14 protein-coding genes are annotated in these 18,359 nt (G+C 48.5%); 8 read left to right on the top strand and 6 right to left on the bottom strand.

From position 1 onward, the window contains the following. Positions 1–78: 78 nt before the first annotated feature. Positions 79–2,475, bottom strand: a complete 2,397-nt coding sequence (locus tag CRO03_RS02465; RefSeq protein ID WP_245861402.1) for a catalase — start codon at positions 2,473–2,475, stop codon at positions 79–81. A 313-nt stretch (positions 2,476–2,788) separates the two neighbouring features. On the opposite strand from CRO03_RS02465, the gene CRO03_RS02460 reads away from it, so the two are divergent. Further along, on the top strand, positions 2,789–3,166 hold the full coding sequence (locus CRO03_RS02460) for a PRC-barrel domain-containing protein (RefSeq protein ID WP_342745178.1): 378 nt from the start codon (positions 2,789–2,791) through the stop codon (positions 3,164–3,166). A gap of 88 nt (positions 3,167–3,254) precedes the next feature. Beyond that, positions 3,255–3,404, top strand: a complete 150-nt coding sequence (locus CRO03_RS18415) for a hypothetical protein (RefSeq protein ID WP_170948918.1) — start codon at positions 3,255–3,257, stop codon at positions 3,402–3,404. An 80-nt stretch (positions 3,405–3,484) separates the two neighbouring features. On the opposite strand, the gene CRO03_RS02455 is transcribed toward CRO03_RS18415, so the two are convergent. Then, positions 3,485–5,365, bottom strand: a complete 1,881-nt coding sequence (locus CRO03_RS02455; protein ID WP_245861399.1) for a tetratricopeptide repeat-containing response regulator — start codon at positions 5,363–5,365, stop codon at positions 3,485–3,487. On the opposite strand from CRO03_RS02455, the gene CRO03_RS02450 reads away from it, so the two are divergent. Further along, the gene (locus tag CRO03_RS02450; RefSeq protein WP_097109969.1) at positions 5,364–5,675 is read left to right on the top strand and encodes a DUF6482 family protein; all 312 of its coding nucleotides are present in this window, start codon (positions 5,364–5,366) and stop codon (positions 5,673–5,675) included. The two genes, CRO03_RS02455 and CRO03_RS02450, sit on opposite strands and share 2 nt — an antisense overlap. Here CRO03_RS02450 and CRO03_RS02445 read toward each other — a convergent pair. Genes CRO03_RS02445 through wecA form a run of 3 tightly spaced genes read right to left on the bottom strand, consistent with a single transcriptional unit; the run spans position 5,672 to position 9,279 of the window. Further along, positions 5,672–6,853, bottom strand: coding sequence for a polysaccharide pyruvyl transferase family protein (locus tag CRO03_RS02445; protein ID WP_097109968.1), 1,182 nt, complete (start codon positions 6,851–6,853; stop codon positions 5,672–5,674). The two genes, CRO03_RS02450 and CRO03_RS02445, sit on opposite strands and share 4 nt — an antisense overlap. Positions 6,854–6,864: 11 nt before the next feature. After that, positions 6,865–8,178, bottom strand: coding sequence for a flippase (locus CRO03_RS02440; protein ID WP_097109967.1), 1,314 nt, complete (start codon positions 8,176–8,178; stop codon positions 6,865–6,867). Between the two features lie 36 nt (positions 8,179–8,214). After that, positions 8,215–9,279 carry a UDP-N-acetylglucosamine--undecaprenyl-phosphate N-acetylglucosaminephosphotransferase gene (wecA, locus tag CRO03_RS02435; RefSeq protein WP_170948917.1) on the bottom strand — a complete coding sequence of 355 codons (1,065 nt, stop codon included), beginning with the start codon at positions 9,277–9,279 and terminating at the stop codon, positions 8,215–8,217. A 158-nt stretch (positions 9,280–9,437) separates the two neighbouring features. Between wecA and CRO03_RS02430 the strand changes: the two genes are divergently transcribed. From CRO03_RS02430 to CRO03_RS02410, 5 genes are all read left to right on the top strand, one after another. After that, a complete protein-coding gene (locus CRO03_RS02430; protein WP_245861397.1) occupies positions 9,438–10,514 on the top strand; it encodes a glycosyltransferase family 4 protein in 1,077 nt (358 codons plus the stop codon). Between the two features lie 3 nt (positions 10,515–10,517). Continuing rightward, complete coding sequence (locus tag CRO03_RS02425; RefSeq protein ID WP_097109966.1) at positions 10,518–11,258, top strand: WecB/TagA/CpsF family glycosyltransferase; 741 nt, start codon at positions 10,518–10,520, stop codon at positions 11,256–11,258. Positions 11,259–11,271: 13 nt separating this feature from the next. After that, a complete protein-coding gene (locus tag CRO03_RS02420; RefSeq protein ID WP_097109965.1) occupies positions 11,272–12,174 on the top strand; it encodes a glycosyltransferase in 903 nt (300 codons plus the stop codon). Between the two features lie 74 nt (positions 12,175–12,248). Continuing rightward, on the top strand, positions 12,249–13,538 hold the full coding sequence (locus tag CRO03_RS02415) for an O-antigen ligase family protein (RefSeq protein ID WP_170948916.1): 1,290 nt from the start codon (positions 12,249–12,251) through the stop codon (positions 13,536–13,538). Then, positions 13,522–14,220: a YdcF family protein gene (locus tag CRO03_RS02410; RefSeq protein WP_097109963.1), complete on the top strand. Its 699-nt coding sequence runs from the start codon at positions 13,522–13,524 to the stop codon at positions 14,218–14,220. The genes CRO03_RS02415 and CRO03_RS02410 overlap by 17 nt, the downstream gene beginning before the upstream one ends. Here CRO03_RS02410 and CRO03_RS02405 read toward each other — a convergent pair. Beyond that, positions 14,189–18,340 carry an EAL domain-containing protein gene (locus CRO03_RS02405; protein ID WP_097109962.1) on the bottom strand — a complete coding sequence of 1,384 codons (4,152 nt, stop codon included), beginning with the start codon at positions 18,338–18,340 and terminating at the stop codon, positions 14,189–14,191. The genes CRO03_RS02410 and CRO03_RS02405 overlap by 32 nt on opposite strands. Positions 18,341–18,359: the final 19 nt, after the last annotated feature.

Here is an 18,359-nt window from a genome sequence, read left to right as displayed (position 1 = left end):
TTTCTGAGGTTAAGACTCGCTGCTCCCCTGACTTAACTAAAGCATATCATCACGGGCATTTTCTGCGCACGCTGCTGATCACCCCATGCGTGGTAAGTGGCGATGAGCCGCGATAGCGTTGATAAAGGCTGGCGCAATACCGGCAGCATTTGTGCAGTCTGTTAGCAGCACACCCTTGTCATCATCCTTATTGGCTTTAATGCCGGCCATATCCAGCAATTGCTTCGCGGCACCTAGGGCCAGGATAGTTTTACCGTGGCGGAACGCGTCTTTTATAAATGCCATGGTATCGGGGTTGTCAGACAGGGCCTGCACGGCCTTGCGGCCATCAGTCAGCACCAGCGCATCGAACAGCACCGAGGGAGAGTTTTCCATCGATTTATTCGCCGCTATTTTTTTACCGTTGGTGGCGCTGAACACGCCGACGCGTGGCCCGACAAAATGTACTACCGCATCGGCTTTGGTCAGCGCACTGTGCAAAGCAACCAGTGAGGCATGGTCTGCATCATCTTCAATCAATACCGCTATTTGCCGGCTGCTGATGCCGGCATCGCCAGGGTGGGCGGTCAGTGACAGTGGCAACGACACTATGACTTCTGGCTCCGGCGGATCGGCGAACGCTTTAGGCATGGCTTTGGGTAAAGTCATGCCGAGACCGGCAGCAACTTTAGCAGCCAGCTCTTCAGACACATTCAGTAACGACGACAACATCCGCTCACGAATAGCAGCAACCTCGACTTTACTCAGTTCAAAACGAAAAGCCGCGATAATATGGGTTTGCTCAACCTCGGTCTGGCTATTAAAAAACAACCTGGCCTGAGCATAGTGCTCAGCAAACTTTTCTGGCTTGCCTCGTACTTTGTCAGCACTGACGGTCTCGGGGAACGAGCTAAACCCCCTTGCTGCAGTGTTACTGGCGCCGGCCTGAAACGGGCAGCCACCGCCTAACGAATTAGGTTCATACGCAACCCGACCGCGATTTATGGCCTGGCGGTGTAAGCCATCGCGTTGGTTGTTGTGTAATGAGGCAAGCGGGCTGTTAATGGGTATTTCATGAAAGTTAGGGCCGCCCAGACGGGTGATCTGGGTATCAACGTAGGAATGAATGCGCCCGGCGAGTAGCGGGTCGTTAGAGAAGTCGATGCCCGGAATAATATGCGCAGTGCAAAAGGCAACCTGCTCGGTCTCAGCAAAAAAATTGTCAGGATTGCGGTTCAGCACCATCCGCCCGACCGGGATCAGTGGCACCAGTTCCTCAGGGATCAGTTTGGTGGCATCGAGTACATCAAAACTGAAGCTGTCAGCTTGTTGCTCGCTGAAAATTTGCAGTCCAAGTTCCCATTCCGGAAATTGACCCGACTCAATGGCTTCCCACAAATCACGCCGGTGAAAATCAGGATCGGCGCCAGATATTTTTACTGCTTCATCCCACACCAGCGAATGGGTACCCAGTAGTGGCTTCCAGTGGAATTTACAGAAAACGGATTCGCCCTGTTCGTTAACCAGCCTGAAGGTATGCACACCAAAGCCCTGCATCATCCGGTAGCTGCGGGGAATGCCCCGGTCTGACATGATCCACATTAACATATGGGTTGATTCAGGCATTAATGAGACAAAGTCCCAGAAGGTGTCATGTGCTGACGCTGCTTGTGGCATGCCATGATGAGGTTCGGGCTTAACAGCATGAACTAAATCGGGAAACTTCATTGCGTCCTGAATAAAGAACACCGGGATGTTATTGCCGACCAGGTCCCAGTTACCCTCGTCAGTATAAAATTTTACCGCAAACCCCCTGGCATCCCGGGCGGTGTCTTTTGAACCGCGTTCACCCGCGACAGTCGAGAAACGAACAAACACCGGAGTCACTTTGCCTTTTTCGCTAAACGGGGCGGCACAGGTATATTTTGTGAATTCATCATAAGCTTCAAAATAACCATGCGCGGCTGAGCCACGGGCATGGACGACCCGCTCAGGGATCCGCTCATGATCAAAATGGGTAATTTTCTCACGCAGAATAAAGTCTTCCAGTAATGAAGGTCCGCGTAAGCCTACTTTAAGGGTGTTTTGATTGTCGCTAAGCCGCACGCCCTGGTTAGTGGTTAACGGCTGGTCACTGTCATCGACCCGGGCCCGTTCCAGCGAGCTAGTGGTTGCATTGCTACCCAGCGGCGCGGCGTCGCCGGTTTTTGCATTACCGCTATGTTCAGTGCTGCTGCTGGCAGTCAGCGCAGCAGAGTCTGGTGTTGCGGTCGCACCTGCCGGTGGTGTCGAAGCATTCTCAAGACCATATTCGGTCGCTTTAGTGTTGTTATACGGTGTAGCGGCGACGAAATCTTCTGCTGCTTTAGCCTGCTTAGCGACCACGTAATTTGTCATCAGCAGGCCGTCATTTTCAGCGCTAATGTCTGACGTTTTGTCCGACAACGAGGTGTGTTTTTTAGTTGTTTTACCGTCTGGCATTTTTTTTGTGGCCATATCAATACTCCGTTGCAATAGGGCGTCCGGACAAGCAAATGCCCGGACTACTGGCTTTTGGAAGATTGTGGCTGGACAGGGGGGCGGTGTCTGTACGCTAACGTACGGTCGGCTATGACTTCTGAGCAAATTTTTTAATCGACTGTTAAATAAATTGTTGCTGTTATGTTGGCTGGCGTACAGAGAAAGGCTATTTGCTCCGCTAATCTGAGGTTTCACCCTGTGCAGGAGTCAAACGGTTTGGCCGTTGATTCTTGCCGCAGAGCCTGGACGGAACTTTTAGCAGGAGGGACTTTAAATGATTAATGAAACTATGCAGACGAGCGGCACCGTGAATGCCGCCGGGAACGTGCCATCCCATGTCATGTTGTTAAGTGCCGACAGTATTACCGGTGATGAAGTTTGTAATTTACAGGACGAAAAACTCGGCAAAATCCAGAACATTATGCTTGATACCGGCGAGGGTAAGATCCGTTACGCCGTGCTTTCTGCAGGTGGTTTTCTGGGAATGGGAGATCGTCTGTTTGCAGTGCCGTGGAAGGCGTTAAAACTGGATGCGGAAAACAAACGCTTTTTACTGGATGCCGATGCCGAGCGAATCAAAAACGCCCCCGGCTTCGACAAAGATAACTGGCCAAATATGGCTGACGCCAGCTGGAATTCGAGCGTCGAGTCATACTACGCCAGGTAATGATGCTCTGGTAATGAAATACCAGAAACCGTGTTCCACCGCTCAAAATGAGCAACTTTTTTATTATTACACTATCAGGAGGCCTATCATGGCTAATCAAAACGATCAAAGTGGCCGTCCTTCAATGGACGAAGAAAAGCGTCAAAGTGGTACCGATAAAGATCAGAAAAACCAACAAAAACCGGACCAGGCAAAGCCCGGCACCGGCCCTGGCCAGAACAAGAAACCTGGACAGTAGACAGGTTATAACTTGTAAGTAAAAAACCCGGCAGCAATGCCGGGTTTTGTTACTGTCTGACAGTAACAACAAACTGCTGATTAACTATTCGCTTTTGGCCGCGGGGTTCGAACCACAAGCTGCGGATAATGCTCACAGAGTATCGCAACATAGTGCTGGAATTTAACCTTGCTCGACTTCTCAAGCACACAAGCTTTGAGCAACTTAATCGCTTGCTTGCAGTAACGCAGATATTTGACCGGCAGCTTGTCACATTTACTGGCCGTTTGCAGAATATTCAGGGCGATGATGGTATTTGTTGGCATATGATCAAAGGTTTCACAAAACAAGCTGACGGCCTGAATAAAAAAACCATTTTCGTAGGCATCGGCTGCTTCAGCGCTAATCTGTTTAATGGTTGCTTTTAATTCCTCATGCCTGATTTTTTCCATCTTCAGCATAATTTTCTGGGTTTCAGTCAGATAATCATCGTTGACCAGATAACTGGCCAGTTTATCGATATAAAACTGACTGCTGTGAATATCTCCCAGCTCAAAATACGCTTTAGCAGCATCCATACAACTGTCGATGGTCATGACTTCTGCTTTGTCGGCAACACCATTATCAAGCAACGGCTGGCGGGCCTCTATTAACTGGCCTTTTGCCGCCAGGATACGACTGCGCACCACATTAATGGCTTTTTGCCAGCCCGTGTCAGCAAACCGTTTACCGACGCTGTCGAGTAACTGACTGGCATTTTGCAGAATAACGGTGCGCTCCAGCGGGTTTTTGCTGTAAGCGACATCTATCAAACTGCGGGCGTGGTTCAGATAATTTTCAGCAGACTCCTCAACAGAGTACCGGGCGGCAGCGACCAGCTTGCCATTGATGCGGGCTGCTGCTTCTTTATCGCCAATAATCACGTTAAGGTTGCTGAGTGTACGTTGCCGTTTAATATTTTGTGGTGATAGTAAAACCGCCTGATACAAGGTTTGCTGGGCCGCTTCGTAGCGACCATATTTGACCATCAGATGTGACAGCCAGTCGAGTGCTTCAACCTTGGTAATGTCGTACTGGGTTAAATCAGCCAGTTGTAACTCGGTATCATCCCAGCGTTCCAGATAAAATGCTGCGATGGCTGCGCCAAGCCGGGCCCAGGGCAGTGCTTTGTCTGTTAATACACTTTTATAAAAACGCTCGGCTTGCTGATACTGACCTGTTTTTAGCAACAATTCGCCTTTGATCCGCAAAGCCTGAAACGCAAACTCGGGTTTATTGCTGACCACGCTGTCGCATTCTTTAATTGCTTCTTTGTCGTTATTTTCAAACAGGCTTAAATACACCTTTCTCAGGGCGATTTTTTGTTTTACAGCCCGGATAATACGCTCATTTAAAATAGGAAAGGTGAAAGGTTTTAAAATGTAATCGTCAGGTTGTAATTCAATAACACCATGCACCAACTGACGCTGGCTTTCGGCGCTGATAATAATAAAACAGCACAGGGGGGGCATTAGCGCTTGCTGCTTCAGTGTTTCAAATAACTGATAACCATCCTTACCCTCTCCCAGATTAAAGTCACAAAGAATAAAATCGTAAGGGATATCATGACAGCGGGTCAGCGCATCATTCGCGTCGCGGCTTAAGTGAATGGCCTCAAAACCCATTTGTTGCAGCATGCCTTTTACCGACGCGCGCACGGCAGCACTGTCTTCAACAACAAGAACCTGCTTACATCGAAAAAAACTGGCATCCATGGCACTACTCAGCGGCGAAGAGTTATCGCTAAAGGCGAACAATATTGCTGATAGTAGCGTTATTTTAATGTGCAGGCAAAGCAATGAATGTAACAAAGACGTCGCGATTCCGGGCTGCTGATCCCAGCTAAAGCCGGCAGAAATTAATCTGTTATTTGTTCTGCTACGTAACAGAAATGGTTGAAGCGTATCGAGTATTAATAACAACAAATAACGGAGCATTGCCATGCATTACCATCGCGTAGCCCATTTGAACCGGCAGGAAGTGCGGATCGATGAAATTACTATCCATTCTTTTGAAATGGGCGTTTATCTGGTTGAAGTGGTATTTGACAGCCGCAAGGGCTTTATCGTGGATGACAATAACCGGCCACAACAATTTCACAGTGTTGAGGAAGTTAAACAGGCGTTGACCGAATGTGTGGTACGCCAGGCATTTCTGGTGCATCAGTCCGCCTATGACGAGATGTGTGGCGGCCCTGAAAAAGTGGACAATACCCTTAGCATTGCTGTCCACTTTGGCCGCTCTGTTGACTAGAGCGTGTTGACGTTTGCTGCCGGGGTTAAGTGCTGCTGCAATAATTGCCACATTTTGTTGTTGCGCTGTTTTAACTGCGCAGCGCGCTCTGCCAGTTGAGGTAGAATCTCGTCTTTGCTGGCCAGCAATAAATCAATATTCAGGCACAGGCTGTTCGCCGTAAGCTGTTCTATGCAGAAATCTGCCATGGCGAAGTCACTCATCATGGCATGATATTTATGACTCCAACTGGTGGCGATACAAGGCACGCCCTGGCTTAACGCATTTACCGCACCATGAAAGCGTGAGCTGATGACCAGTTCAGCACCACCGATAAACGCCTTCAACGCAAGCGGGTCCTCTATTTGGACTAAACCACAGGGCGATAATTTGGCAATTTCAGCGCAAAGCTCTGCGTCCTCCCGTCCTTCATGATTGACCAGTATCACCTGATAACCCAGCACCGTAAGTTTGTCTGCTGCCGCAGCGAATGCGCCAACGTAACCAGCCCGCATTGCTTCTGCGTCAGCATGGTTATACTTAGACACGACTTTAGAGTTTGGAATCAGGGCTGCGTAGGGTTTGGCAATAGCCGGAACTTCATGGTTTGCCTGAGGGGTTAAACCGACGGTAAAGTCCGGCGTCAGTACAACACTGGCTGGCAATGGGCTGATACAGCTCTGCAAATGACTGAGGGACACCGGGTCCCGCACGAAAATCAGTCTGGCATGCTGAATAATATCCCGCATAGCGGTTTTGCTTTGTTCGCTGGCAAAAGGACCAAATGCTTGCGGCATAAAGATAAAGGGCTTACCGGCGGCATTAAAGCGTTTTACTTCTTTGGCTGTATTTTGCAGAAACTGCAGCGGCCACTGGTCGCCATAGGCAAAACCACTGGCTTCTAACACAATGTCGACATCGCGCTCAGTGACCATACCGTAACGCTTAAACAGCCGTTGAATAACACCGGGTAATTTGCCAATCAGGCCGGTTAAATCAATGCCTTTACGCCGGAACGCCAGTTTTTGCCAGGCGCCAAGCCGGGCCCGCTCCGGATACGGTAAATTCGGCCCGGGTGATAACACCAACTGATAGTCTGGCAGACTTTTTAAGCCATCCAGGCAGGCCAGTAACATCAGATAGGCGCCTTTATTCCGGAATTGGACACCTTTAATTTCAACCAGTAGTGGCTTGCTCATATAAAACCCTTTCAGTGATGGCCAGTCTTGCGCACTGTTATAAGTTGCCAAAGCTGTGCGCGGGTACTGGCGAAGATGAATAAAAAGAAAAAGGAAGCGAAGGCATAAGAAACCAGGGTTGCCCAGGCAGCACCAACGATACCCATGGAGGGGATAAGCCAGAAATTCAGGCCGATATTTAACAGCGCACCGATACCATGGCTAAGCAGCGACAATTGCTCTTGCTCGGTAATAACCAGGTGCTGACTGATTAAATAGCGGACAAAAATAAAACAACCCGCCCAGATATGAATACGCAGCACGTCAATAGCGGCGCTGAAATCGTCACCAAACAATAAGCTGATTAACCAGGGCGCTGCAACTGTCATCAATAAGGCGATGCTGAACGCTGCGCTGAAAAAAAGCAGCGCAAAGCGGCGCAATTTTAAGTAGTAGGGCGTTAAGCCCTGTTGATAAGCTTTAAGCATATCCGGGTAGTAGCGGGTGGCGAGGGTTGCCGGAAATACATACCAAAGCTCTGACAGCCTGCTGGCAGCGGCATAAATACCTGCCTGCTCGGTGCCGGCCATCGCTCCGAGCATCACAATGTCAATTTTAAGATAAACCACCGCGACAATGCCGGACAACCAAAGCCAACTGGCGCGCTTTAGCAGAGGTGAAATCTGAGCAGCATCAAACCAGCGGGGATGATAGGGCGGCCAGCGGGCGTCACCGGGCGTAAACGGTTGCTGCTTATAGCGGTACAGCAGATATTGTGCGATACCGACCAGCATAAATTCGATGCCGGTTATCAGTAATAAACTGGCAATGCCAAAACCACTGTACAGTAACGCCAGTTTGGCGCCAAAGCTGCACAAAGTAATAGTGGTTTTCAGGTAGGCCGTGCTGCGGAACGTTCCCTGATAATTTAAGTAGAATTCAAACAGCAGCAAGCCAAAAAAACTTTGCAGTAAAAACAGTACCGGAATGGCAATCGCAGTATTGCCACTGAACATGTCAGGGTACAGCAGATAAAATCCCAGCAGCATCAGGCTGCCACCCATTAAACCCAGCGCCAGTCGCAGGGTAACCGCGCTGTACAGCAAGGTCATTGCCTGCTGGCCATTTTGCTGTTGTACCATGCGCCGGATCACATTGTTGTTCAAACCCATACTGGTTAGCGGCACTAAAAATGCGCTCCAGGCCATCACGATAGAATAAATACCCAGCTCACTGGCGCCCAATACCCGGGCTACAAAAATTGTTAATACTGCGGCCGCCAGCAGCTTAACCAGCCGGTCTCCGAGCATGGCGGTTGCCCTGGCGAGCAGGATTTTTTTTAGCATAATGTGCTCACTAAGGATGGCGTTTTGAAAATCACGTTAGCGCCGGTTGGCATAGTTGTGACGAATGGCAGAAATAATTCGCCAGATATTCTGCAACAGGCCAATATAAAGCGCAAATATCAGCAAAAACAGCAGCAGCATAGCCACTTCGGGCACAAGCAAATATTCACCAATGATACCAATACAGGCAAAAATCCAGGCCAGAGCAGTAATTAAAATAAGTGATTCGCGGGAGTTAAGCCCAAGCCGCAGCGAAATATGATGCAGATGTTCGCGGTCGGCCTGAAAAGGGGACTGGCCTTTTAAAATTCGCCGCAACATGATAGCCACCATATCCATTAATGGAATGGCGATTAACCATAGTGCGGTAACCGGCCGGAAACTGGCTGTTTCACTTTGGGTACTGATCAGGAGCAACCAGATCACCGACAGTCCAATCAGCATGCTGCCAGCATCACCCATAAAGATTTTTTTATCTTTCAGCCAACCCAGATTAAAGGCCAGATAAGGCAACAGTGCTGCAATAAATACCAGTGGTAATAAGGCCTGTTCTGCCTGGCCCCATAACAACATAAAGAGCGCGATACTGCCAAAGCTCACCATACTGAGTAAGCCGGCAAGGCCATCAATACCATCAGTCATATTAAAAGCATTGATGGCGGCAATGACCGCTATTAAGGTAAAAGGAATGCCAAAAATACCGAGTTCTACTGTACCAAATCCAAAGATATTACCCAGATTACTGATGTGTAAATCGAGGCTGTAAATCATTGCCAGCCCTATAATGAGCTGGACAACCAGTCGTAATTTCACACTTAAATCCATGGCATCATCAAAGGCGCCAAGTATAACAATCACCGCGGCACAAGCCAGATAGTAGCCAAGCATAGTGTCCGTAGATATATAATTCGCCAATACCAGTAATAATGTCAGGTAAATTGCCAGGCCACCGATCAATGGCACAGCACCTGTATGTTGTTTGCGGCCCTTTGGCATGTCCAGTAAGCCAAATTTCGGCGCCAATGGCCGTAAAATCAGGATAGCCAGTAAGCTGGCGACTATTGCCAGCATTACAGTATAAATTGATTCAGGTAGTGGCATGCTTGTTCCATATGTTCCGGGTTATTCAGCCTGACGTCAGCTGTTATCGGTTTATAATCAGACTTGCTACTAACTTAACTGATTAGTTGCAGCTAATTAGCTATAAACTAAGTGTTTTTAATAGCCATTGCGCTTATTGTAGTCAGGAGTACTGGCTTTTGGACAGCAAAACCTTGAATAGCAAACCCAGCGTATTAATTATCACCAATATGGGCCCGAAACCGGCTGCCCCGTTTCAGGGCCTGTTTGTCCGCCAGCAAGTTGATGCGCTGGCAAGTCTTCAGCCTGGTTACCATTTTATGCGTTGGCATACTGACTCAAGGCTGAACCGGCTATTAAAATATCCGGTATTTTTTGCCGACTTTGTCTGGCGCTTCCTGTTTACCCGGCATAAATACATGATTTTGCATGTACATTTTTTTTACCCAACCATCTGGCTGGCACTGCTGTATAAGGCGCTGCGCAACCCGGCAGCTAAAATTGTAGTCACGTGTCATGGCAGCGATATTTACAAGTATCAGCCACCCGGGTTCTGGTATCGCTGGTGTGCCACCAAGGTACAGCACTGGATTTTTACCAGTCGTGCCCTGCAAAACCGCTTTAGCCTGGATTGCCGGCAAAGTACAGTACTGTCGGCCGGGATTGCCGATAGCTTTGCAAGCTCAGAACAGCTTGATTTCAGCAGTAAAACGATAGACTTACTGTATGTTGGCAGTCTGGACCATAACAAGGGCATTGATCGCTTGATCGCGTTATTACCTTATCTGAAGGGTAAAAAAGTGGTTATCGCCGGCATGGGCCCTATGCTCAAGCAGTTAAATCAGGCGGTAACGCCATACCCTGATGTCAGGATCCTTGGCCCACAAACTGCCAATGAACTGGCTGGTTTATATCAGCAGGCCCGGTGTTTTATCAGCTTGTCACGCAATGAGTCGTTTGGTCTGGTGATGGCCGAAGCGATGGCCTGCTATACCCCGGTTGTTGCCACCTTTACCGATGGTGCAGCGGCGCAGCTACGAAGTGATGAAAATGGTTTTCTGGTGGCACAAAACAGCGAACAAACACCGCTGAATGAACAACAACTTATTGCTGAGTTGCAGAGCGCTTTAAGCAAGGTGTGGCAACTGTCTCCCGCTCGTTATCAGCAGATGCAGCTGGCAGCCAGAGCCTGGGCTGAGCAATGTTTAGTCAGCGACGTTGCCGCTAAATTAATTAATCTTTATCAGGAAATGTGATTTATGCCAGATGCAACGCAAACCGACATGCCCGAGCAGGTAAAAATTGGTGTAATAAACGTAGCGGCGTTTAACAACATGGCTGCGCTGCTGGGGTATATTGTACCGGCTGAAGGTCCGGTTTTTGCCGGTTCTGCTGTTGCCATTAATCCTGAAAAAGTACTGAGCGCCAGCCGTAACCCACAGCTGCGCGAGGTTATTGAAGCTGCCGATATTCGTTATGCTGATGGTATTGGTGTGGTTAAGGCAATGCGCCGTCGTTTAGGCCGCCATGTCGAGCGGATCCCGGGGTGTGAGTTGTGGCAGGAGCTGATGCTGCGGGCGGCGCATTATCAGGTGCCGGTATTTATTATCGGTGCTAAACCAGAGGTGCTGGCGCAAACCCGCGACAAGCTCATTGCAGCAGGAACCAGGCTGGCGGGGGCAGTAGACGGTTATTTCAGTGACGAAGCTGCGTTAATTGACCAACTTAAACACACTAAGCCGCGAATTGTCAGCGTGGCCATGGGCTCGCCCAGGCAGGAGTTATTAATTCAACGGCTGCGGCAGGCTCACCCTGATTGTTTTTATATGGGAGTAGGGGGGACGTACGATGTTTATACCGGCAATGTGAAACGCGCGCCGGCACTGTGGTGTAAACTGAATCTGGAATGGGCATACCGTTTGGTATTGCAGCCCAGTCGGATTGGTCGTCAACTCGGCCTATTGCGCTATTTATGGTGGTACTGGACTGGCAAGGTGTAACAGGATGACAAGCATGAACTCACAACAAGACTGGCCGTTAATCAGCGTGTATATGCCAACTTTTAACCGGCTGGCGATGGCAACCCGGGCTATTGATTCTGTGCTGGCGCAGGATTATCCCAATTTTGAATTATTGGTAGTAGACGACTCTTCAACAGATGACACCTGGCCCAGCCTGACCAATAAATACGTTAATGATGACCGGGTACGGTTTTTCCGCCAGCCTGAGGGCAAAGGAGCCTGTGCTGCCCGCAACCGGGCAATTAACGAAGCAAAAGGCGAATTTGTTACCGGAATAGATGATGATGATGAATTTTTACCTCATCGCCTGAGCAGTTTATACAAGGCATACGACCCGCAGTACAGTTGTGTCTGTTCGGGCTATATCTGGGATTACGGCAGCGTCCGCAAAACCTTATTCGCCCGGGATGAAGTGGTGACGCTTAGCAGCTTACTTGATTTGCATACGTTATCTAACCAGGCACTGGTTGAGCGTGATCGGATGTTACAACTGCAGGGGTTTGATGAAGGTCTGGCCGCCTTTCAGGATTATGATATGTGGGTGCGGGTAGTGGCTGCTTTCGGGCCGGCGCGGCGGATTAGCGATGCCAGTTATAAGGTGAATGTGGGCCATGAGCTGGGCAGGATCACCAATTCACCAAAACGGCTGGATGCGCATAAGCAGTTTGTTGCCAAGCACCGGCCGTTGATGAGTGAACGCAACTTACAGAACCAGATGTTCTACCGGCTGATGATGGAAAAACGCCCGCTGGGGTTGTTTGAGTTGCTGCGCCAATGCCGCTTTGGCTTGCAGAAGTTAAAATGGCGCTATTACTTTAAGCAAAAAATGGCATGGTTAAGCAGTATGCGGATCCGGCTGTTCAGTAAAGGCCTGGCGGGGTTATTTAAAAAATAATGTTGTCAGCGCTATTACCGAACTCAATTTCCGCTGGTCTTGTACCCAGGCTGACTTCTGTCAGCTGGCCTGCTTTGTTGCTGTTTTATCTGGCACCATGGTTTTTGCTGATCGACAGTATCAGCGGCGCTCTGCAACAGACTCCCCTGGCATTGCCCTGGTCTTTACTCTTTAAAGCATTGTTGTTAAGTCTGCTGATCTGGCAATTAATCCTCTGGCGTTGTATAAGTCTGCTGCTGATATCTGGCTTGCTGCTGTTAGCGCTGGCTGGACCAGCGTACAGCTATCTGACTATCCCGGCACTGAGCAGCCGCGGAGCAGGTCATTTTATTGCCTCGGAATTGCCATTGCTGGTTAAAGCATTGGCGCCACTGCTGGCCTTTGGTTTTTTCCGGCAGTTTTGCCGGCGTTACCCCGATGCCTTTGTGGTGATGACCGACCGGTTGATGTTGCTTAGCTACGGTGTCATTTTGCTTAACCTGGCGTTGGGGTTGGCGGGATTGGGTTATACGGCTTATCAGCCCATGGACAATGTTGCTCAGCCATTTTTAGGGTTAAAAGGTTTTTTCTATTCAACGAACGAACTGGCTGTGGTGTTACTGGTGGTCAGTGGCTGGTTATTGTGGCGCAGCTGGCCAACACACAAAGCCCGCTATATGATGATTAGCCTGTTAACCCTGGCTAGTGCAATGTTGCTGCTGACCAAAACCGGGCTGCTGGGTAGCCTGCTGCTGGTAGTCTGCATCCCGTTATTGGCGGCGAAGCCGGGTTTTTACCGGCAATACTACCGACAATTGTTAGTTTGCCTGCTGCTGGCGCTGATCACACTGCTGCTGGTTATCTGGTACGCTGAACCGCTGTTACGGGCTGCGGGTTTATACGATAAGCTGGCCTATGCCTATCAGCAACGCGGTGTGCTGGGGATTTTACTGTCATCGCGCGACTTATATTTAACCGTTGTCTGGCAGCAGACTGAACAGCACTATGAGCTGCTCCACCGGCTGTTCGGGGTAGGGGTAGCCGGGGTCAGTGTGTTGCTGAAAAAATACTTTATTGAAATTGACCTGTTCGATTTACTGATGTTTTATGGCCTGGCGGGCGGGCTGATATTCAGCCTGACATTTGGCCGGTTCTTTTACAGCAGCGTTGCGCAATTAGCCGTGCACCCGCTGGCCGCGACCGTGTTGTTTATTAATATAGTATTGCTGGGGGTAGCCATGCTGGCAGGACATGTTGTGACATCGGGCATGCTCTGGTTACCCTGGGCGTTAGTTAATGCGGCTGTATACAACGCACGTTTAGCAACGTCAGTAACAGGCGGCAAACCAGCAGTGGCACGGGGGCCTGATGAAAGATCTGCTTGAACCTTTTTTGTACCCACAAAATATTTTTCTGTACGGCTTGTTAGTGGCCTGTATTTTCTACCGGAAAAAAGGCCTGTGGCTGCTATTACTGGGCTTTTATCTGGCCGGCAATACTTACTTTGCGAATATGGTTCGCGGCCACTATGCTGCGCAAATTGGTGGTAGTAGTTTGCCGCAAACCGCCAGTACCTATGTTGTGTTGGGCTGTGGTGGCTCTGCAGAAACCTTACCGGCCTGTGGCCGCGCCAGGCTGGACCGGTTGGCGCAAAGCCTGGGCGGACAGACCGCGCCGGTAATCATTACCACCCGCTACTGTCAGCCTTATCAGGATTATCTGCTAAGCCAGCAGCAACAGCCGCTGGTAATTGATTGCTTTGACGCAGGTGATAACACCTATCAGGAATTCAGCAGCTTAACTCAGCGCCTCAGTCAACGACAACGTTTGCAGTTTGTTACCAGTGATTTTCACGGCTGGCGGGTAACTAAGTTAATTAATTATCATCAGCTTAATGCCGGACTAAGCACCGTCAGCAGCCAGACGTTCCGGCCACTTAATTGTGGCTGGAACTGTATGTTCACTGTGAATCTGAGTAACTATGATTTATACAGTAAACTCACCGCCGAATACGCCAGCTATCTGGTGTGGCGCGTTAGCGCAAAGACTGCAATATGGCAGCAATAGTGTGCCCGGCGTCATCCAGATAGCGCTGAAGCAGGTTAACAGGCATTGGTCTGGCAAATAAATAGCCCTGAATTAACTGGCAATGACGCTGCTGCAAATAATCTAACTGGTCAATTGTTTCGACCCCTTCGGCAATACAGTCAAGCGACAAGTTATCTGCCAGGGTCAGAATGGTATCTAAAATGGCATGAGGTTTTGTCGGGACTAAGTCGCGGATAAAGCGCCGGTCAATTTTTATTAAATCTATCGGAAAGTCCTGCAGATAAGTCAGCGACGAATGGCCGGTGCCAAAGTCGTCAAGATACAAGCTGAAACCAGCATCCTTTAGCTGATGCATGGTATCTATCGCCAGTTTACGGTTGGTCATAATGGCACTTTCGGTAATTTCCAGCTTTATCCGCGGTAACAGTTCTGGTTTTCCGGCCAGTAATGCCTGAAGTTGGCTGGCTAAATTAACACTGCATAACTGAACCGCTGATAAATTTACTGATAAGGCCAGCTGATGACCTGCCGCATCGAGCTGTTGCAAATCAGACAACGCCTGGCGTAACGATTGCCAGGTTAACTGGTCAATCAGCCCCAGCTGTTCAGCCAGTAAGATAAACTGATTTGGCGGCACCATCTTGCCATTGTTGTTCCATCGCAACAGCAGTTCAATACTGGTGACTTCAGCAGTATTGATGTTGACAACCGGCTGATAGTAATTTTGTAACTGCTGAGCGTTGAGTGCCTGCTTAAACTGGTGCTCCAGGGTCAGATTATGCAATGCCAGTTGCTGCATGGTGGCCTGATACAGTAAATAAGGCTGCTGGCTCTGGGCTTTAGCATGATACATGGCAATATCTGCCTGTTTTAACAGATCTGTCGCGTTGCTGCTATCGGCCGGATAACGACTCACGCCGATACTGCAACTGATACTAAGTAACTCATTATCTAATGGCAGGGGTTTTTCCAGTTGCTGCAGTACCTGTTGTAATAATCCGGGCAATTGCTCAACCTGCTGCAAGCTCAGTACCAGTACAAATTCATCGCTACCCAGGTGGGCCAGAATATCAGTTGGCCGTTTTACATTTTGCAAGCGGCTGGCTATAACCTGTAATACTTGGTCGCCCTTTTCATGGCCGAAAGAATCATTTATCTGTTTAAAGCGGTTAAGGTCAATAAAACACAGTGCAACAACGGATTGCGACTGCAGGGCATCTGTTAATAACGCTAATAACATTTTGCGGTTTGGCAAACCAGTCAGACTGTCATGGTGGGTTAGCTGTGTCAGCGCTTGCTCGGTTAACTTGCGGGCGGTGATATTAGTATAAATACCAGTAATTTGCTTGGCGCAGCTTATACCGGGCTGAGTGACTTTACCGACATCTTTAAACCATAGCCAATTGTCCTCCTGATCTTTAACCCGGTAAATCAGGTTAAATTGCTCTGTTTCCTGTTGTAACAGTTCCAGCCAGTTGCGCTGATAATCATTGCGATCGTCCGGGTGGATCAGCTCAACATACTCTCTGAAATGAATGCCGTTATCTGGTTGGTTGGCACCCAGCAGCGTCAGGCGGGCCTGATGAAAAATGCGATCGTCTTCTGCCTGCCACTGCCAGATATTGCTATCAGCGGTTTCAAGAGCCAGCATCAAGCGTTGTTCAGATTGCTGCAGTTGCTGGTTGTGATTTAACAGCAACTGGCGTTGTTGCTGGCGGCGGTAGAACCAGTAGCCAATAGCGGACAGTAACAGAAGTAAATAGAGACTTTTAGCAAGGCTACTGAGCCACGGCGCCGCTCTCACCACAATTTCAACATATGCTGGTGCAGTATATTGTTCTTTTAACGGGTCGAATGCTGTAACGGTTAATAAGTGCCGGCCTGCTTTTAACTGTGGTAGTAATAAAGTGGGCTGATGACTGGTAAAAGCCGGAATGGCTGAAGGTCCGGTCAGTTCAAAACGATAGCGGGTTTGGTTTTGTTGCTTGTAACTAAAGGTAGATAAGTAAATCTGTAAGCCGTAATCCCGGTGATCAAGCTCAATATGAGCTGTGTTAAGCGGTTGCAACAAGTCGGGGAGCTTTCTTGACATCAGACTCAGATGACTTACGGCAAGTTCTCTTACCTTATTTTGATGGTGAATAAACTGCCCGGGGTCAAATAAGGTTACACCTTTCATAGAGCCAAATGCTAATTTGCCATCAGGCAGCGTCGCGTGCACCATGCCGTTGAATTCATTACCTACCAACCCATCGAGGACAGTGAATTGTCTGAAGTTATCGGCCTCGATATTGTAACGCCATAAACCACGGTGGCTGCTCAGCCATAAATATCCCATGTGGTCGGCCTGCATGGCGTACAGCGAGTAGGCTGGTAAATCGTCGCGGAATTTTTGCTGTTTTACTGCTAATGTCTCGCTGTCTAGTTCTACCAGCGCTTGTTGATAAAACAGCAACCATATACTATCGCCGAGTACGACCATGCTCTCGAGATAGCTGGACTCACGTTGCATGCCTTCAGGCAACTGATAGAGTAATTGCAGTTGAGTTGTTTCAAAATTATAACGCCAGATTGCAGCATCAAAACTGATAATAAGTGAATTAATGTTTTGGGGATCAATGGAGTAAATATTGCTGTAACTCACCTTTTTTGCGGCTTCATCCAGCACAGATAACGGGCGTATGTCAGCACCATCCGCACTGATCCTGAAAAATCCATTGTCATTTTTTAAAAATAAATTTCCCCGCCTATCTGCTGCCATGCCGTAAGGAGGCTCTGCTAATTGTGCGGCAACCTCGGGGCTTTCAACATATTCTTCCTGCAGCGTTTTACGGTTAAATAGCCGGATGTTTTCATCTGTCATTAACCAGAGCCGCTTTTCGTTGCCAGGCAAAATATGATTGATGGTGGCGTTGTAACTGACAGCATCAGGATCAACATTAACCAGATAGCGGCTAACTTGATTGTCAGACAGCTCAATTCGGTTTAAACCATTCTGACTGCCGGCCCACAGCACATCATTGTCACTTAGCAGGCTGTATATAATTGGGTGACTAAGTTGCTGTTGAATACCAATGTTGGTAAATCGTTGTTGCCGTGGTTGCCAGTAGTAAGCGCCGTCACCCCGTATTGCCAGCCAGAAATTACCATACTCATCTTGAGCAAAATCGTAGACGGTATCGTCATAATGTGGCTGAGGGGTCTGAGAAGGTTGAAACAAGGTATTTAAGGTTAAGTCATCTGCTAAATGCAGTAAGCCTTTACTGCTTGCCAACATTAAGCCGCCTTGTGGCGCTGGCTTTATCAACCAGAACGTTGCATCGGCTATCACTTTCTCACTGACAACCTTCAACGCTGCATCATTAACAGGTACGTCGAGGTCTTCTATTGCGATCCTGTGCAAACCCGCTCTTGTACCGACATAGAGAAAGTGTTGGTTTAGGTGTAAGGATATATTTTCACGTTGTTTGGCAGAAACATTGCCTGTTAAAAAATGAATTTGTTGGTATTTGCCAGTGGCTAAATTCAGTCGCCAGAGTTGCTCAGTACTGGCAATATAAATATGGTCGCCAACTTGCAATATGTCCCAAATAAAATGGGTATAAATATCATCACTTGGTAAGGTAAATACGCTTACAAGTTGCTCGTTATGAAGCTGAAAGACAGTGTTGAAGTTAGCATAAATCATATTTCCGGCTTTATCTTGCCTGATAACATAGATCATCTGGCTGTATTTATCTGACACACTTTCTTCAATTTGTTGCAATGGTGTAATGCTGTTATCGTGCAAATCAAGCTGCAACAAACCATGGTCGGCAGACGCCAGGTGCATAACACCGGGCCGGACAAACATGAAATCTTCAATTGAAGTCGTTTCCGCCAGTAAACCAAAGCGAATGGGATTAACCCGATAGCCATCATAGCTGTCGAGGCCATCTTCGTTGGCCAGCCAGAGTTTGTTATGCTGATCTAGTGCCAGTTTAAATACATTGCCCTGACTTAAATCATTATCTGGTGAGAGACGAAAAATGTGTTGAACAGGTGCAGGCGACACGGATTTTGGGATGGCCTCAGCAAATGCCAGGCCGCTGAGGCTTAACAGCAATACTACAACTAAACAAAAAATCCTTTTGAACATTTTTTCTCTTTTTAACAAG

It is taken from the genome of Arsukibacterium tuosuense, assembly GCF_900215315.1.
GTDB classification, from domain to species: Bacteria; Pseudomonadota; Gammaproteobacteria; order Enterobacterales; family Alteromonadaceae; genus Alishewanella; species Alishewanella tuosuense.
Note: the sequence above shows the minus strand (reverse complement) of the source record. Positions and strands in the feature narration are given on the sequence as shown.